The 22,646-nt window shown below is 74.1% G+C and carries 18 protein-coding genes, 1 pseudogene and 2 riboswitches; of the genes and pseudogenes, 10 read left to right on the forward strand and 9 right to left on the reverse strand.

The genetic code is table 11. The annotated features are described in order from the left end of the window. Window positions 1-100: 100 nt before the first annotated feature. Window positions 101-3,286, reverse strand: a complete 3,186-nt coding sequence (locus AB0J46_RS23210) for a BTAD domain-containing putative transcriptional regulator (protein ID WP_364335236.1) — start codon at window positions 3,284-3,286, stop codon at window positions 101-103. A gap of 93 nt (window positions 3,287-3,379) precedes the next feature. Here AB0J46_RS23210 and AB0J46_RS23215 point away from each other — a divergent pair, with 93 nt between their 5' ends. Continuing rightward, entirely contained in the window at window positions 3,380-4,687 is a 1,308-nt protein-coding gene (locus AB0J46_RS23215; protein ID WP_364335238.1) for an FAD-binding oxidoreductase, read from the forward strand. A 21-nt stretch (window positions 4,688-4,708) separates the two neighbouring features. On the opposite strand, the gene AB0J46_RS23220 is transcribed toward AB0J46_RS23215, so the two are convergent. Beyond that, window positions 4,709-5,560, reverse strand: coding sequence for a methyltransferase domain-containing protein (locus AB0J46_RS23220; protein WP_364335240.1), 852 nt, complete (start codon window positions 5,558-5,560; stop codon window positions 4,709-4,711). A gap of 53 nt (window positions 5,561-5,613) precedes the next feature. Next, complete coding sequence (locus AB0J46_RS23225) at window positions 5,614-6,150, reverse strand: M20/M25/M40 family metallo-hydrolase (RefSeq protein ID WP_364335242.1); 537 nt, start codon at window positions 6,148-6,150, stop codon at window positions 5,614-5,616. 160 nt (window positions 6,151-6,310) lie between these two features. Here AB0J46_RS23225 and AB0J46_RS23230 point away from each other — a divergent pair, with 160 nt between their 5' ends. Beyond that, window positions 6,311-6,556 carry a hypothetical protein gene (locus tag AB0J46_RS23230; protein ID WP_364335244.1) on the forward strand — a complete coding sequence of 82 codons (246 nt, stop codon included), beginning with the start codon at window positions 6,311-6,313 and terminating at the stop codon, window positions 6,554-6,556. 112 nt (window positions 6,557-6,668) lie between these two features. On the opposite strand, the gene AB0J46_RS23235 is transcribed toward AB0J46_RS23230, so the two are convergent. The 3 genes from AB0J46_RS23235 to AB0J46_RS23245 all read right to left on the reverse strand — a co-directional run bounded on the left by AB0J46_RS23235 (window position 6,669) and on the right by AB0J46_RS23245 (window position 8,772). Then, complete coding sequence (locus AB0J46_RS23235) at window positions 6,669-7,658, reverse strand: CU044_5270 family protein (protein WP_364335246.1); 990 nt, start codon at window positions 7,656-7,658, stop codon at window positions 6,669-6,671. Next, complete coding sequence (locus tag AB0J46_RS23240; protein WP_357981796.1) at window positions 7,655-8,221, reverse strand: RNA polymerase sigma factor; 567 nt, start codon at window positions 8,219-8,221, stop codon at window positions 7,655-7,657. Before AB0J46_RS23240 ends, AB0J46_RS23235 begins: the two co-directional genes overlap by 4 nt. Before the next feature lie 161 nt (window positions 8,222-8,382). Further along, a complete protein-coding gene (locus AB0J46_RS23245; RefSeq protein ID WP_364335248.1) occupies window positions 8,383-8,772 on the reverse strand; it encodes a MerR family transcriptional regulator in 390 nt (129 codons plus the stop codon). A 57-nt stretch (window positions 8,773-8,829) separates the two neighbouring features. On the opposite strand from AB0J46_RS23245, the gene AB0J46_RS23250 reads away from it, so the two are divergent. Together AB0J46_RS23250 and AB0J46_RS23255 are read left to right on the forward strand one after the other, a co-directional pair. Further along, window positions 8,830-10,062: an MFS transporter gene (locus AB0J46_RS23250; RefSeq protein WP_364335250.1), complete on the forward strand. Its 1,233-nt coding sequence runs from the start codon at window positions 8,830-8,832 to the stop codon at window positions 10,060-10,062. Window positions 10,063-10,220: 158 nt separating this feature from the next. Then, window positions 10,221-10,853: a transcriptional regulator gene (locus AB0J46_RS23255; protein ID WP_364335252.1), complete on the forward strand. Its 633-nt coding sequence runs from the start codon at window positions 10,221-10,223 to the stop codon at window positions 10,851-10,853. A 253-nt stretch (window positions 10,854-11,106) separates the two neighbouring features. Here AB0J46_RS23255 and AB0J46_RS23260 read toward each other — a convergent pair. Together AB0J46_RS23260 and AB0J46_RS23265 are read right to left on the reverse strand one after the other, a co-directional pair. Continuing rightward, window positions 11,107-12,441 (reverse strand): annotated as a pseudogene (locus tag AB0J46_RS23260) (MFS transporter); the annotation flags it as partial. Next, complete coding sequence (locus AB0J46_RS23265; RefSeq protein ID WP_364335254.1) at window positions 12,327-12,758, reverse strand: ester cyclase; 432 nt, start codon at window positions 12,756-12,758, stop codon at window positions 12,327-12,329. The pseudogene AB0J46_RS23260 and the gene AB0J46_RS23265, both read right to left, overlap by 115 nt. A gap of 175 nt (window positions 12,759-12,933) precedes the next feature. Beyond that, a riboswitch (cobalamin riboswitch) is annotated at window positions 12,934-13,063 on the forward strand. Window positions 13,064-13,097: 34 nt separating this feature from the next. On the opposite strand from AB0J46_RS23265, the gene AB0J46_RS23270 reads away from it, so the two are divergent. The 6 genes from AB0J46_RS23270 to AB0J46_RS23295 are packed head-to-tail and all read left to right on the forward strand — an operon-like array spanning window position 13,098 to window position 18,736. After that, window positions 13,098-13,289, forward strand: a complete 192-nt coding sequence (locus AB0J46_RS23270; RefSeq protein WP_352320001.1) for a CbtB domain-containing protein — start codon at window positions 13,098-13,100, stop codon at window positions 13,287-13,289. 9 nt (window positions 13,290-13,298) lie between these two features. Next, window positions 13,299-14,084: a CbtA family protein gene (locus AB0J46_RS23275; protein ID WP_364335256.1), complete on the forward strand. Its 786-nt coding sequence runs from the start codon at window positions 13,299-13,301 to the stop codon at window positions 14,082-14,084. Between the two features lie 5 nt (window positions 14,085-14,089). Then, complete coding sequence (locus AB0J46_RS23280; RefSeq protein ID WP_364335258.1) at window positions 14,090-14,641, forward strand: histidine phosphatase family protein; 552 nt, start codon at window positions 14,090-14,092, stop codon at window positions 14,639-14,641. Next, on the forward strand, window positions 14,638-16,770 hold the full coding sequence (locus AB0J46_RS23285) for a VWA domain-containing protein (protein WP_364335260.1): 2,133 nt from the start codon (window positions 14,638-14,640) through the stop codon (window positions 16,768-16,770). Before AB0J46_RS23280 ends, AB0J46_RS23285 begins: the two co-directional genes overlap by 4 nt. A gap of 2 nt (window positions 16,771-16,772) precedes the next feature. Next, window positions 16,773-17,375 (forward strand): cob(I)yrinic acid a,c-diamide adenosyltransferase, encoded by a 603-nt coding sequence (gene cobO / locus AB0J46_RS23290; RefSeq protein WP_364335262.1) that lies wholly within the window; start codon window positions 16,773-16,775, stop codon window positions 17,373-17,375. A gap of 8 nt (window positions 17,376-17,383) precedes the next feature. Then, window positions 17,384-18,736, forward strand: coding sequence for a cobyrinate a,c-diamide synthase (locus tag AB0J46_RS23295; protein WP_364335461.1), 1,353 nt, complete (start codon window positions 17,384-17,386; stop codon window positions 18,734-18,736). On the opposite strand, the gene cobN is transcribed toward AB0J46_RS23295, so the two are convergent. After that, window positions 18,691-22,401: a cobaltochelatase subunit CobN gene (gene cobN / locus AB0J46_RS23300; RefSeq protein ID WP_364335264.1), complete on the reverse strand. Its 3,711-nt coding sequence runs from the start codon at window positions 22,399-22,401 to the stop codon at window positions 18,691-18,693. The genes AB0J46_RS23295 and cobN overlap by 46 nt on opposite strands. A gap of 53 nt (window positions 22,402-22,454) precedes the next feature. Next, window positions 22,455-22,581, reverse strand: a riboswitch (cobalamin riboswitch). Window positions 22,582-22,646 lie beyond the last annotated feature (65 nt).

Genomic DNA, 22,646 nt, shown 5'->3' on the forward strand with positions numbered 1-22,646 from the left:
GACTGCGCCGAGACGGGCGGCGCACGCCGGCGTGCGGGCGGCGCTGCGGCGCGGGATCGAGCTGCGCGAGGGGTGGTTCCGCTACAGCGACGCAGATCCGCTAGCCGCCCGGCGGTGCCGGCCGAGCGGCGGCGGCGTGGGCGCGGGCGGCGTCCTCGTCGCCGAGGCGGCGGGCCAGCTCGGCCAGCACGAGATGGGTGGACCCCCAGCAGGCGGTGCCCATGCCGGCCACCACCAGCAGGTCGGCGTACGGAAGCAGCCGGTCGTAGAGCGCACGCGGATCGGGCACGCCCAGGCGGGCGGCGACCAGGCCCCAGACGGGCACGAGGAAGTCGGCCGCCCAGTCGTCGGGGACGTCGGTCCCCCAGCGCGCCACCAGCTCGTGCGCCAGCTCGATCCGGCCGGACTCGACGGCGGCGAGCACGGCGACGGGCCGCAGCGGCACGAACCGCGGCTCCTCCGCGGCGGCCACCAGCTCCTCCAGGACCTCCGCCACCCGCCCCTGGCCGCGCCGGCAGGTGAACGTGGTCACCAGCCGGTGGTACCGGCGGCCCCACATGGTCGGGGCGAACCGCATGTCGCCGTACCGGGCGAGCAGGTCCTCGGCCTCCTCCCATCGGCCGTCGAGGGTGGCACGGGGGGTCTGGGCGATGCGCACCATCGACTCCAGCTCCGGGCGCGGCGATCCGGCCAGCAGCGCCTCGCAGCGGGCCAGCTCACGGTCCCAGCCGGGCAGGTCGCCGTCGCGCAGCAGGCAGGACATGAGGGAGACCCGCGCCAGCACCTCGCCGCTCACCGGCAGGCCGGGCAGGGCCGCCAGCTCCTCGGCCATCGCGCGCCGCGCGGCGTTGCCTCCGGGGCGGAACGCGGCGAGCAGGTAGTTGTTCATCGTGCGGGCCAGGAGCGGCGTGTCACCGGTCCGTCTGGCCAGGGCGACCGCCTCGGCGGCGTGGCGTTCGCCCTCGGCGCCGCGGGGACCGTAGTGCAGCTCAAGGGCGAGGGTGCCCAGCAGGGTGGCGCGGTCGGCGTCCGGCAGCGGGCCGTCGAGCAGCTCTTCGATGACGGCGACCAGGTCGGGGTCGACGACGCCGTACGGGCGCCAGTTCCACAGGGCCGGGCCGCCGATGGCGGTGACCGCGGAGATGAGCGCCTCCCGGTCGCCGGCGGCTCTGGCCAGGCCGATCGCCTCCTCCCAGTCGCGGTGCGCGTCCTGCGGCTGACCGGCGGCGCGGTGGGCGTGGCCGAGCTCGGTGAGCAGGCGGGCGCGTTCGGCGTCGCGGCCGGGTTCGAGCGCCGACAGGGCCAGCGTCCAGAAACCGGCCGCCTCGGTGTGGGCCAGCTGCGCGCCGGCGTGCCGGGCGGCGCTGGAGGCGTACCTGACGGTTCTGCCCGCGACGTCGAGGCGGCCCGCCTGGGAGAAGTGGTGGGCGAGCGTGGCCGACCGCGACTCGGGCAGGACGCCTTCCAGCGCCTCGCCCGTACGCAGGTGCAGGCGCGAACGGTCGAGCTTGCCGAGCCCGGCGTACAGGGCCTCCTGGACGAGGGCGTGCGAGAAGCGGTAGTCGGGCCCGGCGGGCGGCTCGGTCAGCAGACCGGTGGCGACGGCCGGCTCCAGAGCGGCCATCACCTGCTCGGCGGTGCTGCCGGTGACGCTCTCCAGCAGGCCGGCGTCCACGTCACGGCCGGCCACGGCGGCGGCGGCGAGCAGGACCCGGGTCTCGTCGGGCAGGCGCGCGACGCGACGCTCGATCACGTCACGGGCGCCGCTGGGGACCGTGCGCTCGCCGCGCGGCAGGCGCAGCACCTCGCCCAGGTAGAAGGGGTTGCCGCCGGTCCTGTCGAGCAGGTCGCCGACCAGGCCGGGCTCGTCGGCGACCTGCTTGGCCCGCAGGAAGGCGGCCACGTCGCCGGAGGTGAACGGCGGCAGCTCCAGGCGCTCGCCCGACCGCGTCAGCGCCGCCAGCGTCCCGCGCAGCTCGCCGGGGTGGTCGCCGGGCTCTGGACGGCAGGTGACCAGGACGAGCAGCGGACGCCGCAGCGCGGACTCGGCGACGAACTCCAGCAGCCGCAGCGAGGACACGTCGGCCCAGTGGAGGTCTTCGAAGACGACGGCCAGCGGCGCCTGCGTCCGGGTCAGGACGTCCAGGACCTGCTCGTACAGGCCGAACAGGTCCTGCTCGGGGTCGCGGGCGCGGCCGGACAGCAACCCGGTGGCATCACCCGCCTCGCGCAGGATCTGCGTCCAGGGCCAGAAGGCCGAGGCGGCTCGATCGGCGCAACGTCCCCACGCCACCCGGAACCCGCGCGCGGCGGCCAGGTCGGCGGCGGCCCGGACGAACCGGGTCTTGCCGATGCCCGCCTCCCCCATGACCAGCACGGCTCCACCGTCGCCGCGCCGCGCGGCGCCCAGCCGCCGCGCCACCAGCTCCAGTTCGGCCAAGCGGGCGATGAGGGCCTCGCCCTCCGGTTCGGGAGCGGCCGGGACGAGCGGCGCCACCGGCTCGGGCGCCGGCGGACGCAGCTCGGGCGCCTGGTCGAACACCGCGCGTTCCAGCTCCCGCAGATCGGGGCCGGGACTCAGCCCGAGGTCGGCCGACAGTCGCTCACGCACCCGGCGCAGCGCGGCGAGCGCGTCGGCCTGCCGTCCGGCCCGGTAGAGCGCGCGCACGAGCAGCGACCAGGCCCGCTCCCGGTACGGCTCGGCCCCGACCAGCGCCTCCAGACCGGGGATCAGGGGCGCGTCCTCCCCCAGAGCCAGGCGCGCGTCGAAACGGTCCTCCAGAGCGGTGACCCGGATCTCGGCGAGCCGTGCGGCGACCGGCTGGGCGAACTCCTGACCGGCGAACTCCCCCAGCGGTTCGCCCCGCCACAGCCCGAGCGCCCGGTCGAGCAGCTCGACGGCCCGGCCGGGCGCGCCACGCGCGAGCGCCGCGCGGCCCTCACCGGCCCAGGAGGCGAACCGCCACAGGTCGACCTGACCGGGCGCGACGGCCAGCAGATAGCCCGGCTCACGGGTGAGCAGGACACGCGGCGGGGTACGCGGCGGCCGGTCGGGCTCCAGCACCCGGCGCAGGTGGGCGATGTACGCCTGAAGAGTGCGGGTCGCCCCGGCGGGCGGCTCCCCCGCCCACAGCTCGTCGATGAGCCGGTCGAGCGACACCACCCGGCCGGGCTCCAAGGCCAGCATCGTGACCAGGGCACGCTGCTTACGCGTACCGAGATCCAGCACACCCTGCCCGCCGGCGACCTCAAGCGGCCCGAACAGCCGAAACTCCAACCCTGCCATGTCCGTCCCCACCCTACGGCACCTCAACTCGATCCCAGCTCGGCCCCAGCCCCCACCCGACAAAGTGGAGCCATCGACGAGAGAGGCGTGAACATGAACATCGGGGACGAACTGCGCGGAGTGGTCCGGGGCACGGTGCTCGCGGCCGGCGACGAAGGGTTCGAGCAGGCCCGGCGGCCCTGGAACCTGGCGATCGACCAGCCCGTGCGGGCCGTGGTCGAGGCCGCCGACGCCGAGGACGTGGCCGCGCTCGTCCGGCACGCCCACCTGGCAGGACTGACCATCACCACCCAGCCGAGCGGCCACGGAGCCACGGGCGACACCGGCGAGGCGATCCTGCTGCGCACCGCCCGCCTCGACCACCTGCACGTGGACCCCGCCGAACGCGTCGCCCGCGCGGGGGCCGGCGTGAAGTGGGGCCGCGTCCAGGAGGCCGCGAGCCCGCACGGGCTGACCGGACTGGCCGGCAGCAGCCCGGCGGTGACCGTCACCGGCTACACCCTGGGCGGCGGCCTGAGCTGGTTCGGCCGCCGGCACGGCTGGGCAGCCGGCGGCGTCCGCGCCTTCGACATCGTGGACGCCACGGGCACGCGCGCCCGGATCACCGCCGACGACGACCCCGAGCTGTTCTGGGCCCTGCGCGGCGGCGGCGGCGACTTCGCCATCGTCACCGCGCTCGAATTCGACCTGCACCCGGCTCCCGACCTCTACGGCGGCCGCATGTTGTGGCCCGCCGCGTCGGCCCCCGCCGTCCTGGAGGCCTACCGCGAGATCACCGCCACCGCCCCCGACGAACTGACCCTCTGGTACGACCTCCTGCAGTTCCCCGGCGCCGCCCCGCTGGTGGCCGTGGACGCCACCTACCTCGGCGCGGGCGGCGACGCCGAGACATTGATGCGGCCACTGGAGAAGATCGCGGGACGCCTGTCCGACTCCCGCGCCGTGCTGCCGGTCGCCGGACTGGGCGCCATCACCGCCGAACCCACCGACCCCGGCCCCGGCATGTCCCGCGCCGAACTGCTGACCGGGCTGACCGACGACGTGGCCGCCGTGCTGCTGGAGCAGCCCATCGACCCGCTGCTCAGCGTCCAGGTCCGGCACCTGGGCGGCGCGCTGGCCCGGCCCTCCGGCATCCCTGCCGGGCACCTGGCGGAGCCTTACGCGTTGTACCTGTTCGGTATCCCCGGGCAGGACGGGGGCGCCGCCGTGCGCGAGCGCATGGACCGGCTGACGGGGGCGCTGGTGCCCTGCACGTCGGGGCGCAAGCCGTTCACCTTCCTGGCGCCGGGCGAGCGCGCCGCCGCCGCCTTCGCCCCGGACGACCTGGCCCGCCTCCGGGACGTCAAGCGGTCCCGCGACCCCCGCGGCACCTTCCGCGGCAACTTCCCGGTCCTCGCCTGACGACCACCGGGGAGCCGCGGCTCAGCGCGGTCCGGGCGCCCCGGGCTGTTCCGGGCGGCGTCCCCATGCCGAGATCAGCGGCGCGAGGGTGAGGTCGAGCTCCCCGGCCTCGACGGCGGCCAGATGCGCGTCGATCTCGGCGTCGTCGGCCAGCCCGGCGGCGAGCAGCTCGGCGCGGACCATGCGCACCGTCGCGGCCTCCAGCCGGTCGCAGGCCACCCCGCCGACCGGGAAGCAACCGGCCGCCGCGACGTCGACCAGGCCGGCCGCGCGCAACGCCCGCGGCAGCGTCCGGCCGAAGCGCAGGTCGGCGCCGCGTCGGGTCAGCAACTCCCGGACGGCGCGCCGCAGCCGGTTGGCCCGCTGCTGTGCCGGGCCGACCTCGTCGAGGCAGGCCAGCGGCTGCAGCTCGGTGTCGGCGTCCTCGATCAACAGCCGGCCACCGGGGCGCAGCGCCGCCACCATCGTGGCCAGCGCCCGGGCCCGGTCGGGCACGTGCACCAGCACGAGCCGGGCGTGCACCAGGTCGAACGTGCCCGGCTGCGGCGGCGGGTCCGTGACGACGTCGTGCCGGAGCACCTCGTACCCGGCGTGCGGGTCCAGCCAGGTGGGGTTGATGTCCGTGGCCAGCACGTGACCGGTCGGCCCGACGGCCGTGGCGAGCGCCTCGGGGATGCCGGGACCTCCCGCGCCGACTTCCCAGCAGCGCCAGCCCGCCTGCACGCCGAGCCGGTCGAAGTGCCCCAGCGTGACGCCGTCGAACAGCTCGGCCAGCCAGGTGAACCGCTCGCCCGCCTCCACCCGGGCGTTGTCGAGCAGGTAGCGGTGATCCGGGGCGGACCCGGGGCCGGCGAAGGGCTGCGATGAACTCATGCGTACATCTTCACGATCTTCCGCGTGCCGTGTCAGCACGACATCGGCTGAAATCAGGCACGACGCCCTGGGTTCGCTACATCGCTGCATTCGTCGCGTACGCGGGTCAGTCGCCGTACCGCGAGTTCGGCCAGCAGCCGCGCGCCGTCGTCCAGCACCACCTCGTCGAACTCCGCGCGTGGCGAGTGGTTCTCCTCCGCCTCGTCCCGGCTCAGACGCGCCGGGCGGGCGCCCGGGAACACGAAGGCCCCGGGCACCCGCGCCAGCACGCGGGAGAAGTCCTCGGAGGCGGGGTGCGGGGGGAGCATCGCGGCCAGCCGTCGCGCGCCCCACAGCTGTTCGATCGTGTCGCTCGCGAAGGCGGTCTCCGCGGGGTCGGTGACGGTGACCGGCAGCTCGGCGTCGTAGTCGATCTCCGCTGTGGTGCCGTGCGCCGCCGCCATGCCTGTGACGAGCTCGCACAGCAGGCGGCGGGCGGACACGCGGAGCGAGCGGGACCTGCTGCCGGAGTGGACCGCCCGCCGCACCCCGACCTGTTCACCCGGCTGGAGCGCTTCACGCCGCTCGGGGACGACCTCGACGCCCGCCACGCCTGGTTCGCCGACCTCTGGGAGAACGGCAGGGTGGTCCCGCTCGTCCGGGAATGGCGCGACCGCCTGATCGCCGTCACCGACGCGCTCTCGGTCGCGACACCGGACGGGCCCCTTCGGCGACCTCGCCGGAGCCTGCGACCTGACGCGGCTGACGTACATGGGAATGTCCCTCGGCGGGTGCGCCGCCGCCGGCGCCGGGCACCGGGACTTCACGGACCTGGCGCTGCTGCCCGACAAGCACCGCCTGGGCCACCTCGGCCACGTGGACGGGCAGCGCGTCACCCGGCTCGTGGGCGCGCTGACGCTGGCGTTCCTCGACCGGTACGTCGAGGGCAGGGCCTCCGAGGCGCTGCCGCTCGGAGACGGAGCCGAACTCCTCGACGTCTCACACCTGCGCGCATGACCAGACGGGAGACGGCCTGACGCGCGTCCCCCGTGTGCGCCCGCGGTGGTGCGGTTGATCGCGGCGACGGCCTCCGTGGTGGTGGTGTCGGAGATGTCCAGGCCCAGGAGGGTCATGGCCGCTCCCCGGCCTGGTCCACGACGCCGATCGCGACGCGGGTGGAGATCGACCAGGTCGTTCCCTTCTCGATGCTCCACTCCAGATGAGGAGGAACGGGGACCTGCTTGCCGTCCTTCAAGGTGTACATCAGGACGCCGTTCGGCTTGGGATAACGCTCCTCATGGTCGGTGATCGCCGTCTCCCGCCGCGCCCGGTAGGCGTAGGTCGTGGGGTCCAGGAGGATTTCGACCTTGCGCCAGCCTTCGGCGACTTGAGAGACCGACAGCGCCGGGCGTCCCTCGGTGTCGGTCGCCGTCTCGTCCACTGTCACTCCGGGCAGCTTGGCTATCGCCTTGAAGATCGCGGCCTCGTGCTCCGGTGAGACGAGGTTCTGGCTGAGGGTCACGGCGAAGCGCAGGAAGATCCACTCGTCGTCGGCAGGGACCTGCCCCTGGTAGAGCTCACGGTATTCGGCCAGGAGCGCGTCAGGGTCGGTCGGCAGCGAGGCCAGCAACGCGTAGGTGTTCTCCGGCTCCCTCTCACCGGGACCGATGGTCTGCAGCTTGCCGTTCACCAGATAGCCCACCCGCTTGCCGTCGGCCCGGGTCCAGAGCGGTTCGACCGTGTCGGGCAGCGGTGTCTGGGGGGTGAGCCGTTCGCCCTTGCCGATGCCCTGGTCCCGGACCGCGACCCGGTTCTCGGTGTAGATCCACTGGTCGCCGCGGGGCGGCGTGAACTCCTTCTCCTGTACGGCCGCCGCGATCCTGGTCAGCACCACCTGAGCGTTGGCGGCGGGCAGCGTGCGCTCTCCCTGGAACACGTTCACCCCGGTCGTGATGATCACGGCGCCGGCGGCCACCGCCAGCGCCCGGATCGCCCATCCGCGCCCGGAGCGTGGACGGCCGGCGCGGGCCAGGAGAGCCGCCCGCGCTGCGGCTTGGGCGTCGGGGGCCGGCGGCGCCGGGCGCGCCCAGTCCTCGCGCAGCCTCTCGAGGTCGTTCATGATCCGTCCCTTTCCAGTGCGGCTTGGATCCTTCTGCGGGCCCGGTGCAGTCGTGAGCGGGCCGTTCCGGCCGGGATGCCGAGCGCGCTGCCCGCTTCCTCCGAGGTCAGCTCCGCCCAGGCGACCAGGAGCAGCACGTCCCGATCGCGATCGGCGATCTCGGCGAGCGCCTCGGCCAGCCGGGACGTGCGGGCTCCCGCGTCGACGGCCCCGGCGACCTGATCGGCGTGGTCCTCCACGGGGCTGTCGGCGCCCGCCTTGGCCAGGGCCCGGTACTGGCGTACTTCGGCGCGATGATGGCGGGCGATGAGGTTGGAGGCGATGCCGTACAACCAGGGCCGCGCGTCGGCGCGGGAGACGTCGTAGCCTGCCCGCTTGTCGAAGGCGATGAGGAACGTCTCCGCGGCGACGTCGTCGGCCAGGCCCGCGCCTAACCTGCGCGCGGCATAGCCGTGGATCTCGGGGTAGTAGCGGTCAAATATGGCGGCGAAGCGCTCCGGCTCCCGCCTGGACTGTTCGATGATCACGGCGTCCGCTGCTTGGGCCGGCAGCGCGCGTGACATCGAGGTCACCTCTCGATCCCTGGGTTCACACCGGTTCTTCACCGATCACGAGACAAGTGTTCACGACGTCCACCCACCACAGCCTGCAGGGAGCCGGAACTCATCGGCGGGGACCGAGCCACCCCTGAGGGCCACGCCGCGGCCGGTGTGGTGGGTGCCTTTCAGGCGTCGAGTGCGGCCAGGGCCCGGCGGGTGACGTCGGCCGGGGCCGCGGCGATGACGTGATCGAGCGCGTCCATGGAGGTCTGGAGGTCGCTGATGGCCTGGGCGATGCGGTCGCGCTCCCGGTGGAGGTCGGCGAGCAGGTCCGAGCAGGTGGGGACGAGGCGGTCGCCGGCGTCCCGCAGGCACGGCAGGACCGTCATGATCGTCGAGGTGTTCAGGCCGGCGGCCAGCAGGCTGCGGATGCGGCGGACGACGGCGACGTCCTCCTCGGCGTATTCCCGGTAGCCGCTGGGGCGCCGCTGCGGGTGGAGCAGCCCCTGTTCGCCGTAGTAGCGCAGCAGGTGTACGGCCACGCCGGTCCGCCGGGACAGCTCACCGATGCGCACGACGACACCCCGCTCGCCTTGACTCTCATATCAATGTGAGACTTTAGCGTCTACGGCATGAAGATGGACAAGGGTTTCGCGACGCTCGCGGCATTGTGCTCAAGCGTCTTCGTCGTGGGCACCTCGGAGTACCTGATCGCCGGGCTGCTGCCCCAGGTCGGAGCTGATCTTGACGTCTCCGTCGGAACCGCCGGACAGGCGGTGACCGCATATGCGCTCGGAGTGGTGGCCGGAGGGCCGCTCATGGCCCTGCTGACCTCGCGTCTGCCGCGCAAGGGGCTCGCCGTCGGACTGATGCTGCTGTTCGCGGCGGGCAGCGCGATCAGCGCGGCGGCGCCGTCGTTCGGCCTGCTCCTGGTGGGCCGCGTGGTGTCCTCGCTCAGCCATGCCGCCTTCCTGGCTCTGGCGCTGGTGACGGCGACCCGGGTGGTCCCGGCCGAGCGGACCGGCTCGGCCATCGCCACCGTGGCCTCCGGCTTCACCGTGGCCACGCTCCTCGGAGTGCCCCTGGGCGCACTGCTCGGGGAGAGCGCCGGTTGGCGGGCTCCGTTCGCCGTGCTGACCGTTCTGTCCCTGGTGGGCGCCATGCTCCTGGCCGCCGTCCTGCCCCGGCAGGAGGCGCCGTCCACGCGACTGCGGGACGAGATACGCGTGGTGACGCGCCGGCCGGTCATGCTCGCCATCGCCACCACCGCGGTGGGCTTCTCCGGGGTCGCCACGGTGTTCACCTACATCGCCCCGCTGCTGATCCGCGTCTCCGGCTTCTCCGCCGCGGCGGTCTCCGGTCTGCTGCTCGCCTACGGCGCGGGCAGCTTCATCGGCAACCTCACTGCCGGACGGCTGACCGACAAGTCGATGAGCGCCACCGTACGGGGGGTCTTCGGCGGATTGGCGGGGACGCTCCTGCTGGTCCCGTTCGCCGTGGTGTGGCAGCCTGCCGCGGTGGCCGCGGTCCTGGTGCTCGGCCTGCTCGCCACCGCGACCATAGCCCCGCTCCAGGGACTCATCCTGCACCACGCGGGCGCCGCCCCGAACCTGGCGGTCTCCGCCAACGTCGGCGCCTTCAACCTCGGGGCCGCGGCCGGCTCGGTCATCGGCGGCACGATCGTCGCCGCCGGCGCCCTGCGGTGGACCGGCCTGGCGGGCGCAGCACTGAGCCTGATCGGCCTGGCCCTCACCTACCTCGTCCTTCCCCGGCCACGGACGTCACCGAAGGACGTCGAAGCCCCGATCGCCGGCCGTACCACGGCGACCGTGCGCGTTCGCACCCGGCTCAGGGGCGTTCGGTGAGCTGTTCGCGGCATCCGTGGGGTTTGGCAGTCTTGGTGCTATGTATCCCGCTTCTGCACTTGGCGAGTTCCTGCGGTCCCGACGGGCCCGGCTGCGCCCCGAGGACGTGGGCCTGAGCTCAGGAGTCAGGCATCGGCTCGGACGACGTCCTGGACGCCGTGGCCCGCGTCCTGCGGCTGGACGACGACGAGCTGGCCCACCTGCACCGGCTGGCCAGGGCCGCCCGGGCCGGGGCGAGGGCCAGGCCCGAACAGCTGCGTCCCGGCATCAGGCTGATGGTGGACGCCTTCACCGACCGGCCCGCGATGGCGGTCGGCCGGCGGGGCGACATCCTGGCCTGGAACCGTCCGGCGCACGCGCTGCTCGCCCCGCACTGGCCCTTCGAGGGGGCGGAGAAGCCGAACTTCGTCCGCCTCGACCTCCTGGAGCTGGACTTCTCCCGCGGGCTGTACGCCGACTGGGCGCAGAAGGCCCGCGACGACATCGCCTACCTGGAGGGCTCCCTGAGCCGCTTCCCCACCGACGAAGGGCTGAACGCGCTGGTCGACGAGCTGCTGGCGCCCAGTCCGGAGTTCCGTGCGATGTGGACCGAGCATCCGGTGAGCAACTGCGCCTCCATCTCGCGCGACTACCGGCATCCGGAGGTGGGCGTCATGACCCTCACCGCCGAGCTGCTGCGCACGCCCGACGACGAGGGGCAGGGCGTGACGGTCTTCCAGGCCGAGGCGGGTTCGCCGTCGGAGGAACGGCTGCGGCGGCTGGCCGAGCTGGCCGCCGCCGTCTCACCGTAGGGGCCTCAGGGGCGGGGCGGCGCAGAAGGGCGGCGCAGGAGGGCGCCGCCGACGAAGGCGCCGGCCAGCGCCACCGCGCCGGCCACCAGGAAGGGGCGTGCAGGCCGCCGAGGGTGGCCGACGCCCCGGTGGTGGCGGAGGCGAGCGCTTCCGTACGGACGGCGGCGATCGCGGTGAGCCCCGCCACGCCGACGGCGCCGACGAAGGTGGGCATCTGGGCGAGGCTTCCGGCCACGCCCTGGTCGGCCTCGCCCAGCCCGGACGTGATGGTCGTGACGGCGGCCACCACCGTCAGGACGTGCCCGAACCCCATGGTGGCCGACGTCGCCAGCAGCAGGACCAGGCCGCCCTGGGCCGGCAGGAACACCATGGCGACGGTGCCGGCGGCCTGCACGGTCAGGCCGATGACGATGGTCGCCACCGTCCCGCGCGTGCTGATCATCCTGGCCGCGACGCTGCCCGCGACCAGGGCCGCGACGCCCTCCCCGAGAAAGCCGAGCCCGGTCTGCAGCGGCGTCCAGCCCAGGACGTCCTGCATGTGGCTGCTGAGCAGCAGGGTCGCGCCGCCGCACATCCCGAAGGTGACCAGCCCGACCGTCATGCCCCACTTGACCGTCCTGCGGCGCAGCAGCCGCAGCGGGACGAGCGGGGCCGCGTGCCGCGCCTCGACGTCCAGGAACGCGCCCAGCAGCAGGGCCGCCGCCGTCAAGGTCGCCGGCGTCGGCAGGCTGCCCCAGCCCGCCGCCCCGCCGGTCGAGATGCCGTAGACCAGGGCGAACAGGCCGCCGCTCGCCAGGAGCGCGCCGGGCACGTCGAGCCTGGCGCGGCCGCGGACGGCCGTCTCCCGCACGACCGTCACCGCGCCCGTCATGACCAGGACGCCGATGCCGAACAGGATGAGCATCGTCCAGCGCCAGTTCAGGCCGCTGGTGATGAGGCCGCCGCCGATCGTCCCGACGACGAAGCCCAGCGACAGCAGGGCGCCGTTGACGCCCAGCGCCCGGGTGCGCTGCGGCCCTTCCGGGAACGTGCCGGTCATCAGCGCCAGCGCGGTCGGGCCGATCATGGCCGCCGCCACGCCGATGACGAACAACCGGCGCCTGCCCACCATGTCGGACGCGCGTCCGAACAAGGGCATCAACGCGGCCGTCGGCAGCAGGCAGGCGGTGGCCACCCACTGCAGCGCCGAGGCGGAGGAGAAGCCGAGGTCCCTGCCGATCTCCGGCAGCGCCACCGTGATGATCGAGTAGTCCAGCCCGGTCATCAACGTCGCGCCGCACAACGTGATGAGGACGAGCCAGCCGCGCAGCCCCCATCGCGGGGTCGTGTCAGCGGCGGTCAGGTCGTGAGTGTCCGTCGTCATGCGGCCAGAGTGCGGCCGGCCGCGAAGATCAACCAGAGCCCTGCTGAGAGTACATCTGTCAGGTGCAGGACGAGCGGACGCGGGGGCGATCCCTCGCGTCCGGCAATTCGCTAAGGACGATGCAGAATCACCGAGCCGGAGAGCTGGGTGAGCAACTCCAGTTGATCGAAATAGAGGCGCAAACTCGTGATGAGCCCGTCTTCCACCGTGCAGACATAACAGCATCGCAAACGAACAGGGCGGTCCGTCGCGGGAAGCACCTGACCGCCGGGCATGGTGTACGGCCCTCGGTGAGTTCCGACCATGAGAAGCTCGTCGACGGTGGTCGCCTCGGCCTCGGAGGACTCCGTGATCACGGCCCGGACGTCGGGGAACGCCGTCCAGAACTCCTCCAGATAGGAGGCCAGCTCGCTGTGTCCCTGGGATACGCCTTCCGGGCTGATGGACACCCCGGCCGGGCTGAAAGTGCCGAGCAATGCCTTCATGTCGTGGGCGTTGAACGCGTCCGTATAGCGGTCTCGTACGTCGCGGGCAACATTCATGGCACCGGGTCCTCCCTATTCGCTCGATGCCCAGCGTGGCTGTCGATATGCGGTCGAATGGCCAACGCAAGCTAGATCCGCACACTCGGCGAGGTGAAATTCTGGGCCTTTCGCAAAGGCGCGTGGCGGGGCGGCAGGAGACCGAGGGGCACCGGTCGCATGTTGACGCGAACGTGAGGAAAGGATACGTTCCGGTAGATTTCACGGTTGTCCAAGGGAAATCCGGTGAGATGCCGGTGCGGACGCGCCACTGTATCCGGGACGTAGATCCCGGGAGCCAGGTCGCTTGGCAGCCGTGACCTCGTGATATGGGACGCGTGACCCCTGAGGAGGCTTGACATGACCGGGTTGTCCACCCCGTCGACGATTCCCTTTCCCCGCCTGCGCCCTTGGCTGCTGCTGGCCGTGCCCGTGCTGCTCCTGGTCGCCTACCTGGTTCTGATGGACAACGGCGCCATCTCCCAGACCGGCACCTTCCTGCACGAGCTGATGCACGACGGGCGTCACCTGCTCGGCGTGCCCTGCCACTGAGGGCCCGTCATGGTACGCACCTTACTGGCCAGAGGTCTGCTCGTCGGACTCCTGGCCGGACTGATCGCGGGCGCCTTCGCCTTCGCCTTCGGTGAACCTCGCGTGGACCACGCGATCGCCCTGGAGGAGGCCGCCGCCCAGGCCGAGGCGCCCGATCCGGACGCCGGGACGGCCGAGCACAGTCACGCCGAAGCGGCCGAGCACAGTCACGGCGAGGACGCCGTGGTCGGCAGGCCCGTGCAGAAGGCGGGGCTGTTCCTGGCCACCGGGCTCTACGGGCTGGCCGTGGGCGGGATGTTCGCCCTGGTGTTCGCCGGACTGCGCGGGCGGGTCGGCCCGCGTTCCGACGGGCGGCTGGCGGTGGCCGCGGCCGGGACGGCGTTCGCCGCGACCATCCTCGTGCCCTTCGTGAAATATCCGGCCAACCCGCCTGCGGTGGGCGATCCGGACACCATCAACAGCCGCACGCTGCTCTACGTGGTGCTGATCCTCGTCGGGCTGGCGGCGACGGCGATCGCGGTGGCAACGGCCCGCCGCGTCGACGGCGGCCCGTGGGCGCGCTGGACGGCGGCGGCGGTCGCGTTCCTCGTGCCCGTCGTCGCCGCGTGGTGGTTGCTGCCGACGGTCGATGAGGTGCCCGAGGGGTTCCCCGCCACGCTGCTGTGGGAGTTCCGGCTCGCCTCGCTCGGCACGCAGCTCGTCTTCTGGGCGGCGTTCGGCGTGCTGTTCGGCTGGGCGAGCGACCGGGCGGAGCGGCGTTCGGCGGCTCATCCGCTGGTCGCGGCGCCGAGCTGAGCAAGGTGCTGTTCGTCCGGCATGCCACGACACCGGGGATGCGGGCCGGATGCTTTCCCGCCGACGAGGACGCCGACGCGGCGAGCCTGACCAGGGCCGCCGCGTCGGGGCCCGTCGAGGCGGCGGCGGCATGGGCCGCTCCCTGCAGGGCCGCGCGGCAGACGGCCGCCGCCATGGGGCTGGCGGCCCGCGAGGTTCCCGCCCTGGCGGAGGCGGACTGCGGCCGGTGGCGGGGCCTGCCGTACGGGCGGGTCGCGCTGGCGGAGCCGGACGCGCTGGCGAGCTGGCTGGCCGACCCGCACGCCGCCCCGCACGGCGGTGAGTCACTGAGCGCGCTCGCCGCCAGGGTGGCGGGCTGGCTCGACTCGGTACGGGACGAGCCGCGGGCCGTCGTGGTCTGCGACGCGGGCGTCATCAGAGCGGCGCTCGGCCATGTCCTGGGGCTGGATCCGCTGCGCGCGGCCCGTTTCGACCTGGCTCCTCTGTCCACCACCGAGCTGACCGTCGCGCGGGACGGCTGGCGGGTGGTCCACGTCAACCGGAAGGCTGAGTCTTGATCGTCACCTATCCGTTCAGCGCCGTCGTCGGGCTCGGCGACCTGAAGCTGGCGCTGGTGCTGAACGCGGTGTCGCCCCGGGTGGGCGGGGTGCTCGTCCGCGGCGAGAAGGGAACGGCGAAGTCCACGATCGTGCGGGCGCTGGCGGCCCAGTTGCCGACGGTGGCCGTGGTGCCGGGGTGCCGGTTCGCCTGCGATCCCGCCGTACCCGATCCCGAGTGCCCGGACGGGCCGCACGAGCCCGGCGCCGAGCGGGTGGAACGGCCGGCCGCCCTGGTGGAGCTGCCGGTCGGCGCGTCGGAGGACCGGCTGGCCGGCTCGCTCGACGTCGAGCGGGCGCTGACGGAGGGGGTGAAGGCGTTCGAGCCGGGGCTGCTGGCGGCCGCCCACCGCGGCGTCCTGTACGTGGACGAGGTGAACCTCCTGCACGACCACCTCGTGGACCTGCTGCTCGACGCGGCCGCGCTGGGCACGTGCTACGTCGAGCGCGAGTCGGTGTCGGTGCGCCACGCCGCCCGCTTCCTGCTGGTGGGCACCATGAACCCGGAGGAGGGCGAGCTGCGTCCGCAGCTTCTGGACCGGTTCGGGCTGACGGTGGAGGTCAGGGCGTCCCGCGACCCGGAGGAGCGCGCCGAGGTGGTGCGGCGGCGGCTGGCCTTCGAGGCGGACGCGGCGGCGTTCGCGCGTCGATGGACGGCAGCGGAATCGGCGCTGTCGGCCCGCATCGCCGCCGCGCGGTCCCGGGTTCCCGGCGTGCGCTTGCCGGACGCCCGGCTGCGGCAGATCGCGACGGTGTGCGCCGCCTTCGAGGTGGACGGCCTGCGTGCCGACCTGGTGACGGCGAACGCGGCCATCGCCCACGCCGCCTGGCAGGGCCGCGACACGGTGACGACCGAGGACGTGCGGGCCGCGGCCCGGCTGTCGCTGCCGCATCGCAGGCGCCGGGACCCGTTCGACGCTCCGGGTCTGGACGAGGCGCTGCTCGACGAGCTGCTGGAACGCACATCGGGCGACGACGCCCCAGACGGCGGCCCCGACGGCTCCGGGCCCGGCGGACCTGGCGGGACGCCGCCACCGGGCGACGGCACCGGCCCCGAAACGCGGAACCACCCGACCGGCGCCGAGCCCCCGACGGACCGCCGGACGGCCGCCGCTGACGCCCCGGCGTCCGCGGCCGCCGGCGCGGACGCGGACGCGCCGCCGTTGGCCGGGGACCCCGCTCCGGACGCGGCGACCGCCACGGGGGCTGCTGCCTCCCGAGCGGCGGCGCCTAAGGCGGCCTCCCAGACGGCCTCGCAGATGGCCTCGCAGGCGGCCTCCCAGGCGGCCGCGCAAGTGGCGGGCATGGCGGCGCCGTACCGGGTGCCGCTGCTGGAGGTGCCGGGGGTCGGCGAGGGGGCGGTGGGCCGGCGGTCGCGGTCCCGAACCCGGCGCGGCCGGAGCGCCGGCGCGCGCCGCCCGCCCGGCCCCGTACGCGACCTCCATGTGCCGGCGACGCTGCTGGCAGCGGCGCCCCACCAGCGGGAACGCGGCCACCAGGGCCCCGGGCTGGCGCTGCGCGGCGACGACCTGCGCGAGGTGGTGCGCGAGGGCAGGGAGGGCAACCTCGTGCTCTTCGTGGTGGACGCGAGCGGCTCGATGGCGGCGCGCAAGCGCATGACCGCGGTCAAGACGGCCGTGCTCAGCCTGCTCCTCGACGCCTACCAGCGGCGGGACAAGATAGGACTGATCACTTTCCGGGGCGCCGACGCGGAGGTGGCGCTGCCGCCCACCTCGTCGGTGGAGGCGGGCGCGGCCCGGTTGCGCTCCCTGCCCACCGGAGGGCGCACGCCGCTGGCGGCGGGGCTGGTGCGCGCGGCGGAGGTGCTGCGCGTGGAACGGCTGCGCGACCCCGCCAGGCGTCCGCTGCTGGTGCTGGTCACCGACGGACGGGCCACGGCCGGCGGCGACGTGGACCGGGCCGCCGCGCTGCTGGCCGGCACCGCGTCGGTGGTCGTGGACTGCGAGAGCGGGCCGGTCAGGCTCGGCCTGGCCGTCCGGCTGGCCTCCCGGCTGCGCGCGCGGCTCGTGCCTCTCGACTCTCTGGCCGATCTCGGTTCGGTCGTCCGTGACCACAGGAAGGCGGTCTGAACATGCCTCAGGGAAAACCGGCTGTCGTGCCCGACGACGGCCTGACCACACGCCAGCGGCGGACCCGTCCGCTGCTGATGGTGCACACCGGACCGGGCAAGGGCAAGTCCACGGCCGCCTTCGGGATGGCGTTGCGGGCCTGGAACCAGGGCTGGCCGGTCGGGGTGTTCCAGTTCGTGAAGTCGGCCAAGTGGCGCATCGGCGAGGAACGGGCGCTCAAGGTGCTCGGCGAGACGGGCGAGGGCGGCCCGGTGGCCTGGCACAAGATGGGCGAGGGCTGGTCGTGGATCCAGCGGCCCGGCAGCGAGGAGGACCACGCGGCCGACGCCCGTGAGGGCTGGGAGCAGATCAAGCGCGACCTGGCGGCGCAGACGTACCGGTTCTACGTGCTGGACGAGTTCACGTACCCGCTGAAGTGGGGGTGGCTGGACCTGGACGACGTGCTGAAGGCGCTGACGGACCGGCCGGGCAGCCAGCACGTCGTGATCACCGGCAGGGACGCGCCCGGACGGCTGATCGAGGTCGCCGACCTGGTGACGGAGATGGGCAAGGTACGCCACCCCATGGACGCCGGGCAGAAGGGGCAGAAGGGCATCGAGTGGTAGTTCCCCGGCTGGTGATCGCCGCGCCGTCGTCGGGCAGCGGCAAGACGACGGTGGCCACCGGGCTCATGGCGGCGTTGCGGGCGCGCGGGCTGCGGGTCTCGCCGCACAAGGTGGGGCCGGACTACATCGACCCGGGCTATCACGCGCTGGCCGCCGGCCGTCCCGGCCGCAATCTGGATCCGTGGCTCGTCGGGGAGGAGCTCGTCGCCCCGCTGTTCCTGCACGGCGCCGCCGGGTGCGACGTGGCGGTGGTCGAGGGCGTGATGGGCCTGTTCGACGGCAGGGGGGACACCGGCTTCGCCTCGACCGCGCACGTCGCGACGCTGCTGGACGCGCCGGTGGTGCTGGTCGTGGACGCGGCCCGGCAGAGCAGGTCGGTGGCGGCGGTGGTGCACGGGTTCGCCACCTTCGACCCGGACGTGCGGGTGGGCGGGGTGGTGCTCAACCGGGTGGGCTCCGACCGGCACGAGGAGCTGTGCCGGTCGGCGCTGGCGGCGGCGGGCGTGCCGGTGCTGGGGGCGATCCGCCGCGACGACGCCGTGGCCACGCCTTCCCGGCACCTGGGGCTGGTGCCGGCCGCCGAGCGCCGGACCGAGGCGGTCGCCGCCGTGGACCGGCTGGCCGCCTTGGTGGCGCGTTCGTGCGACCTGGACGCGTTGCTGCGGCTGGCGCGCTCCGCTCCCCCGCTGGGCGGCCCTTCCTGGACGCCGCCGACATCCGCCGCGACGGGCGGCCGGCCGGAGGAGGCGGTGGCGGGTGCCCCGCGCGGCCGGCCGGTGGTGGCCGTGGCCGGTGGGGCGGCGTTCACGTTCGGCTACGCCGAGCAGGTCGAGCTGCTGCGGGCGGCGGGGGCGGAGGTGGCCGTCTTCGACCCGCTGCGCGACACGCGGCTGCCGGACGGGACCGGCGCGATCGTGATCGGCGGCGGCTTCCCGGAGGTGTACGCCGCCGAGCTGGCCGCCAACGAGCCCCTGAGGCAGCAGGTCGCCGCCTTCCCCGGCCCGATCGCCGCCGAGTGCGCGGGCCTGCTGTACCTGTGCGACGAGCTGGACGGTCAGCGCATGTGCGGGCGCGTCCCCGGGCGGGCGCGGATGACGTCCCGGCTGACGCTCGGCTACCGGGACGCCGTCGCGCTGCGGCGCTCGCCGCTCACCAGGGCGGGCGAGCGGCTGCGCGGGCACGAGTTCCACCGGACGGCCGTGACCTACGCGGGTGAGCCGCTGTTCCGCTGGGACGGCGGCCACGACGGGTACGGCGACCCCGGCGTGACCGCGTCCTACCTGCATCTGCACTGGGCGGGCGCGCCGCGCCTGGCTCAGCGGCTGGTGTCGTCCTCCAGGTCGCCCTCGGTCTTGAGGTAGACCTCCTGCAGGCCGCGCAGCACCTCCGGGTCCGGGTGCTGCCACATGCCGCGCTCGGCGGCCTCCAGGAGGCGTTCGGCGATGCCGTGCAGCGCCCAGGGGTTGGAGCGGGCCATGAACGCCTGGTTCTCGGGGTCGAGCACGTACGTCTCCGTGAGCTTGTCGTACATCCAGTCGGCCACCACGCCGGTGGTGGCGTCGTAGCCGAACAGGTAGTCGACGGTGGCGGCCAGCTCGAAGGCGCCCTTGTAGCCGTGGCGGCGCATGGCGGCCAGCCAGCGCGGGTTGACCACCCTGGCGCGGAAGATCCGTGAGGTCTCCTCCGACAGGGTGCGGGTGCGCACGGCGTCGGGGCGGGTGCTGTCGCCGACGTAGGCGGCCGGGGCCTTGCCGGTGAGCGCGCGCACGGTGGCGATCATGCCGCCGTGGTACTGGAAGTAGTCGTCGGAGTCGGCGATGTCGTGCTCGCGGGTGTCGACGTTCTTGGCGGCGACGGCGATGCGGCGGTAGGCGTCCTCCATCTGGGGGCGGGCGGCGACGCCGTCGAGGTCGCGGCCGTAGGCGTAGCCGCCCCACACGGCGTACACCTCGGCCAGGTCGGCGTCGTCACGCCAGTTGCGGCTGTCGATGAGCGGCAGCAGCCCGGCCCCGTACGCGCCGGGCGCGGAGCCGAAGACGCGCATCGTGGCCAGCCGCTCGTCGCCGCCCGTCGCGGCCACGTGGGCGCGGACGTAGTTGTCCGCGGCCGGCTCCGCCAGCGACGCGACCAGCCGTACGGCGTCGTCGAGCATGCCGACCACGTGCGGGAAGGCGTCGCGGAAGAAGCCGCTGATGCGGACCGTCACGTCGATGCGCGGGCGGCCCAGCTCGGCGAGCGGGATCGGCTCCAGGCGGATGACGCGACGCGACGCCTCGTCCCATTCGGGGCGGACGCCGAGCAGGGCCAGCACCTCGGCGACGTCGTCGCCGGCCGTGCGCATGGCGCTGGTCCCCCACACCGACAGCCCGACCGAGCGCGGCCACTCGCCGGTGTCGGCGCGGTAGCGCTCCAGCAGCGACTCCGCCATCGCCTGGCCGGTCTCCCAGGCCAGCCGGCTGGGCACCGCCCGAGGGTCCACGGAGTAGAAGTTGCGGCCGGTCGGCAGCACGTTGACCAGGCCGCGCAGCGGGGAGCCGCTGGGGCCCGCGGGCACGTAGCCGCCGTCCAGGGCGTGCAGGACGTGGTCGAGCTCGTCGGTGGTGCGGGCCAGGCGCGGCACCATCTCGGTGGCGGCGAACGCCAGCACCCGCGCCACGAGCTCCACCCGCCCCTCGGGCGCGTCACCCACCGAGGCGGGAGCGACACCGGGCGGTCCGCTCAACGCGGTGGGAGCGACGCCGGACGTCCCGTCCAATGCCGTGGGAGCGGCATCGGGCGTCCCCTCCAGAACCGCGCGGGCGACGGCGGGGGCTGCGTCCGGGGCCCAGGCCTGCTGTTCCATGGCCTCGACCAGGGCGCGGGCGGTCGCCTCGGCGCGGTCCACGTCGCCCAGCGCCGCCGTGCCGTCCTCGGCCAGGCCGAGCGCCTCGCGCAGGCCGGGCAGCGTCTCCCTGCCGGCCCACATCTGCCGGGCGCGCAACATGGCCAGCACCAGGTCCACCCGCACCTGGCCGGTGGGCGCCTGGCCGAGGACGTGCAGCCCGTCGCGGATCTGGGCGTCCTTCACCTCGCACAGCCAGCCGTCCACGTGCAGGATGAGGTCGTCGAACTCGCTGTCGTGCGGCCGGTCGGCCAACCCGAGGTCGTGGTCGAGCCGGGCGGCCTGGATCAGCGTCCAGATCTGCGCCCGGATCGCGGGCAGCTTGGCGGGGTCCATGGCGGCGATCGTGGCGTGCTCGTCCAGGAGCTGCTCCAGCCGGGCGATGTCGCCGTAGGTGTCGGCGCGGGCCATCGGCGGCACCAGGTGGTCCACCAGCACGGCGTGCGCGCGCCGCTTGGCCTGCGTGCCCTCCCCCGGGTCGTTGACGAGGAAGGGGTAGACCAGCGGCAGGTCGCCGATGGCGGCATCGGTGCCGCACGCGGCCGACATCCCCGCCGACTTGCCGGGCAGCCACTCCAGGTTGCCGTGCTTGCCGACGTGCACCATCGCGTGCGCGCCGAACTCGGCCGACAGCCAGCGGTAGGCGGCCAGGTAGTGGTGGCTGGGCGGCAGGTCGGGGTCGTGGTAGATGGCGATCGGGTTCTCCCCGAAGCCGCGCGGCGGCTGCACCATCACCACCAGGTTCCCGGCCCGCAGCGCGGCCAGCACGATGTCGGTCCCGCTGTCGCCCTCGTGCACGAACAGCTCTCCGGGCGGCGGCCCCCAGTGGCGCTCGATTCTCTCGCGCAGGGCCGCGGGCAGCGTCCGGTACCACTGTTCGTAGGAGGCCGCGGAGATGCGGACCGGGTTGCCCGCCAGGTGCTCCTCGGTCAGCCAGTCCTGGTCCTGGCCGCCGGCGGCGATCAGCGCGTGCACGAGCGCGTCGCCGTCCTGGTCGGCCACGCCGGGGAAGCCGTCGCCCAGGTCGTAACCCGCCTCGGCGAGACGGGCCAGCAGCCGGACGGTGCTCGCGGGCGTGTCCAGCCCGACCGCGTTGCCGACGCGGGAGTGCTTGGTCGGGTACGCCGACAACATCACCACCAGCCGCCGTTCGGCGGGAGGGGTGTGCCGCAGCAGGCCGTGGCGCACCGCGATGCCCGCCACCCGGGCGGCCCGCTCGGGGTCGGCGACGTAGACGGTCAGCCCGTCGGGGTCGATCTCCTTGAACGAGAACGGCACCGTGATGATCCGCCCGTCGAACTCCGGGATCGCCACCTGGGAGGCGGCGTCCAGCGGCGACAGCCCGTCGTCGTTCTCCTCCCATGCCTGGCGGGTGGTGGTCAGGCAGAGTCCCTGCAGGATCGGCACGTCCAGCTCGGCCAGCGCGCCGACGTCCCAGGCCTCGTCGTCGCCGCCCGCCCCCGCGGTGGCCGGACGGGAGCCGCCCGCCGCCAGCACCGTGACGACCAGGGCGTCCGCCGCGCGCAGCGTGTCCAGCAGCTCCGGCTCGGCCGCGCGCAGGGACGAGCAGAAGACCGGCAGCGCCTGCCCGCCCGCGTCCTCGACGGCGTCGCACAACGCCTCGACGAACGCGGTGTTGCCGGCCATGTGGTGGGCCCGGTAGTAGAGCACCCCCACCACGGGACCGCCGGTGGCCCTGGCAGGGCGGTCCAGCCGTCCCCAGGTGGGGGCGGCGACGGGCGGCTCGAACCCGTGCCCGGTCAGCAGGACGGTGTCGGACAGGAACGCGTGCAGCTCGGCCAGGTTGGCCGGGCCGCCATGGGCCAGGTAGGCGTGCGCCTCGGCGCACACCCCGCCGCTGACCGTGGACAGCTCCATCAGCTCGGCGTCGGGAGCCGGCTCCCCGCCCAGCACCACCACCGGGCGCGGCCCGGCCAGCAGCGCGTCGAGCCCGTCCGGCCAGGCCCGCCGCCCGCCCAGCAGGCGCACCACGACGAGGTCGGTCCCCTCCGTCAGGCCGGGGACGTCCTCGGCGGTCAGCCGGGCGGGATTGCCCAGGCGGTAGCCCGCCCCGCAGGCGCGAGCGCTCAGCAGGTCGGTGTCGGAGGTGGAGAGCAGCAGAACGGTACGGCTGTCGCCAGGCACGGCGCATTCCTCCCTCGGGGTCCTCGCCCCGGTCGCGGGTGACACGACGGCAGGAGTCTCCTGGCTCCCGGATCGACGCTCACCCCGGCCTTCCCGTCCGTCGCCGGACAGTGGCCTCGTGGTGGGGTTCGCTCCCCGGTCACAGTGGCGGGACCGCGCCGGATTCGCACCGGCTTCCTCCCATTGCCATCGTCTACGCCGAAGCTTACGGCAGGAGCGACCCGTCCCAGAAGTGGCGTTACGAT

This window comes from Nonomuraea sp. NPDC049758 (assembly GCF_040674635.1).
Classification (GTDB): Bacteria; Actinomycetota; Actinomycetes; order Streptosporangiales; family Streptosporangiaceae; genus Nonomuraea.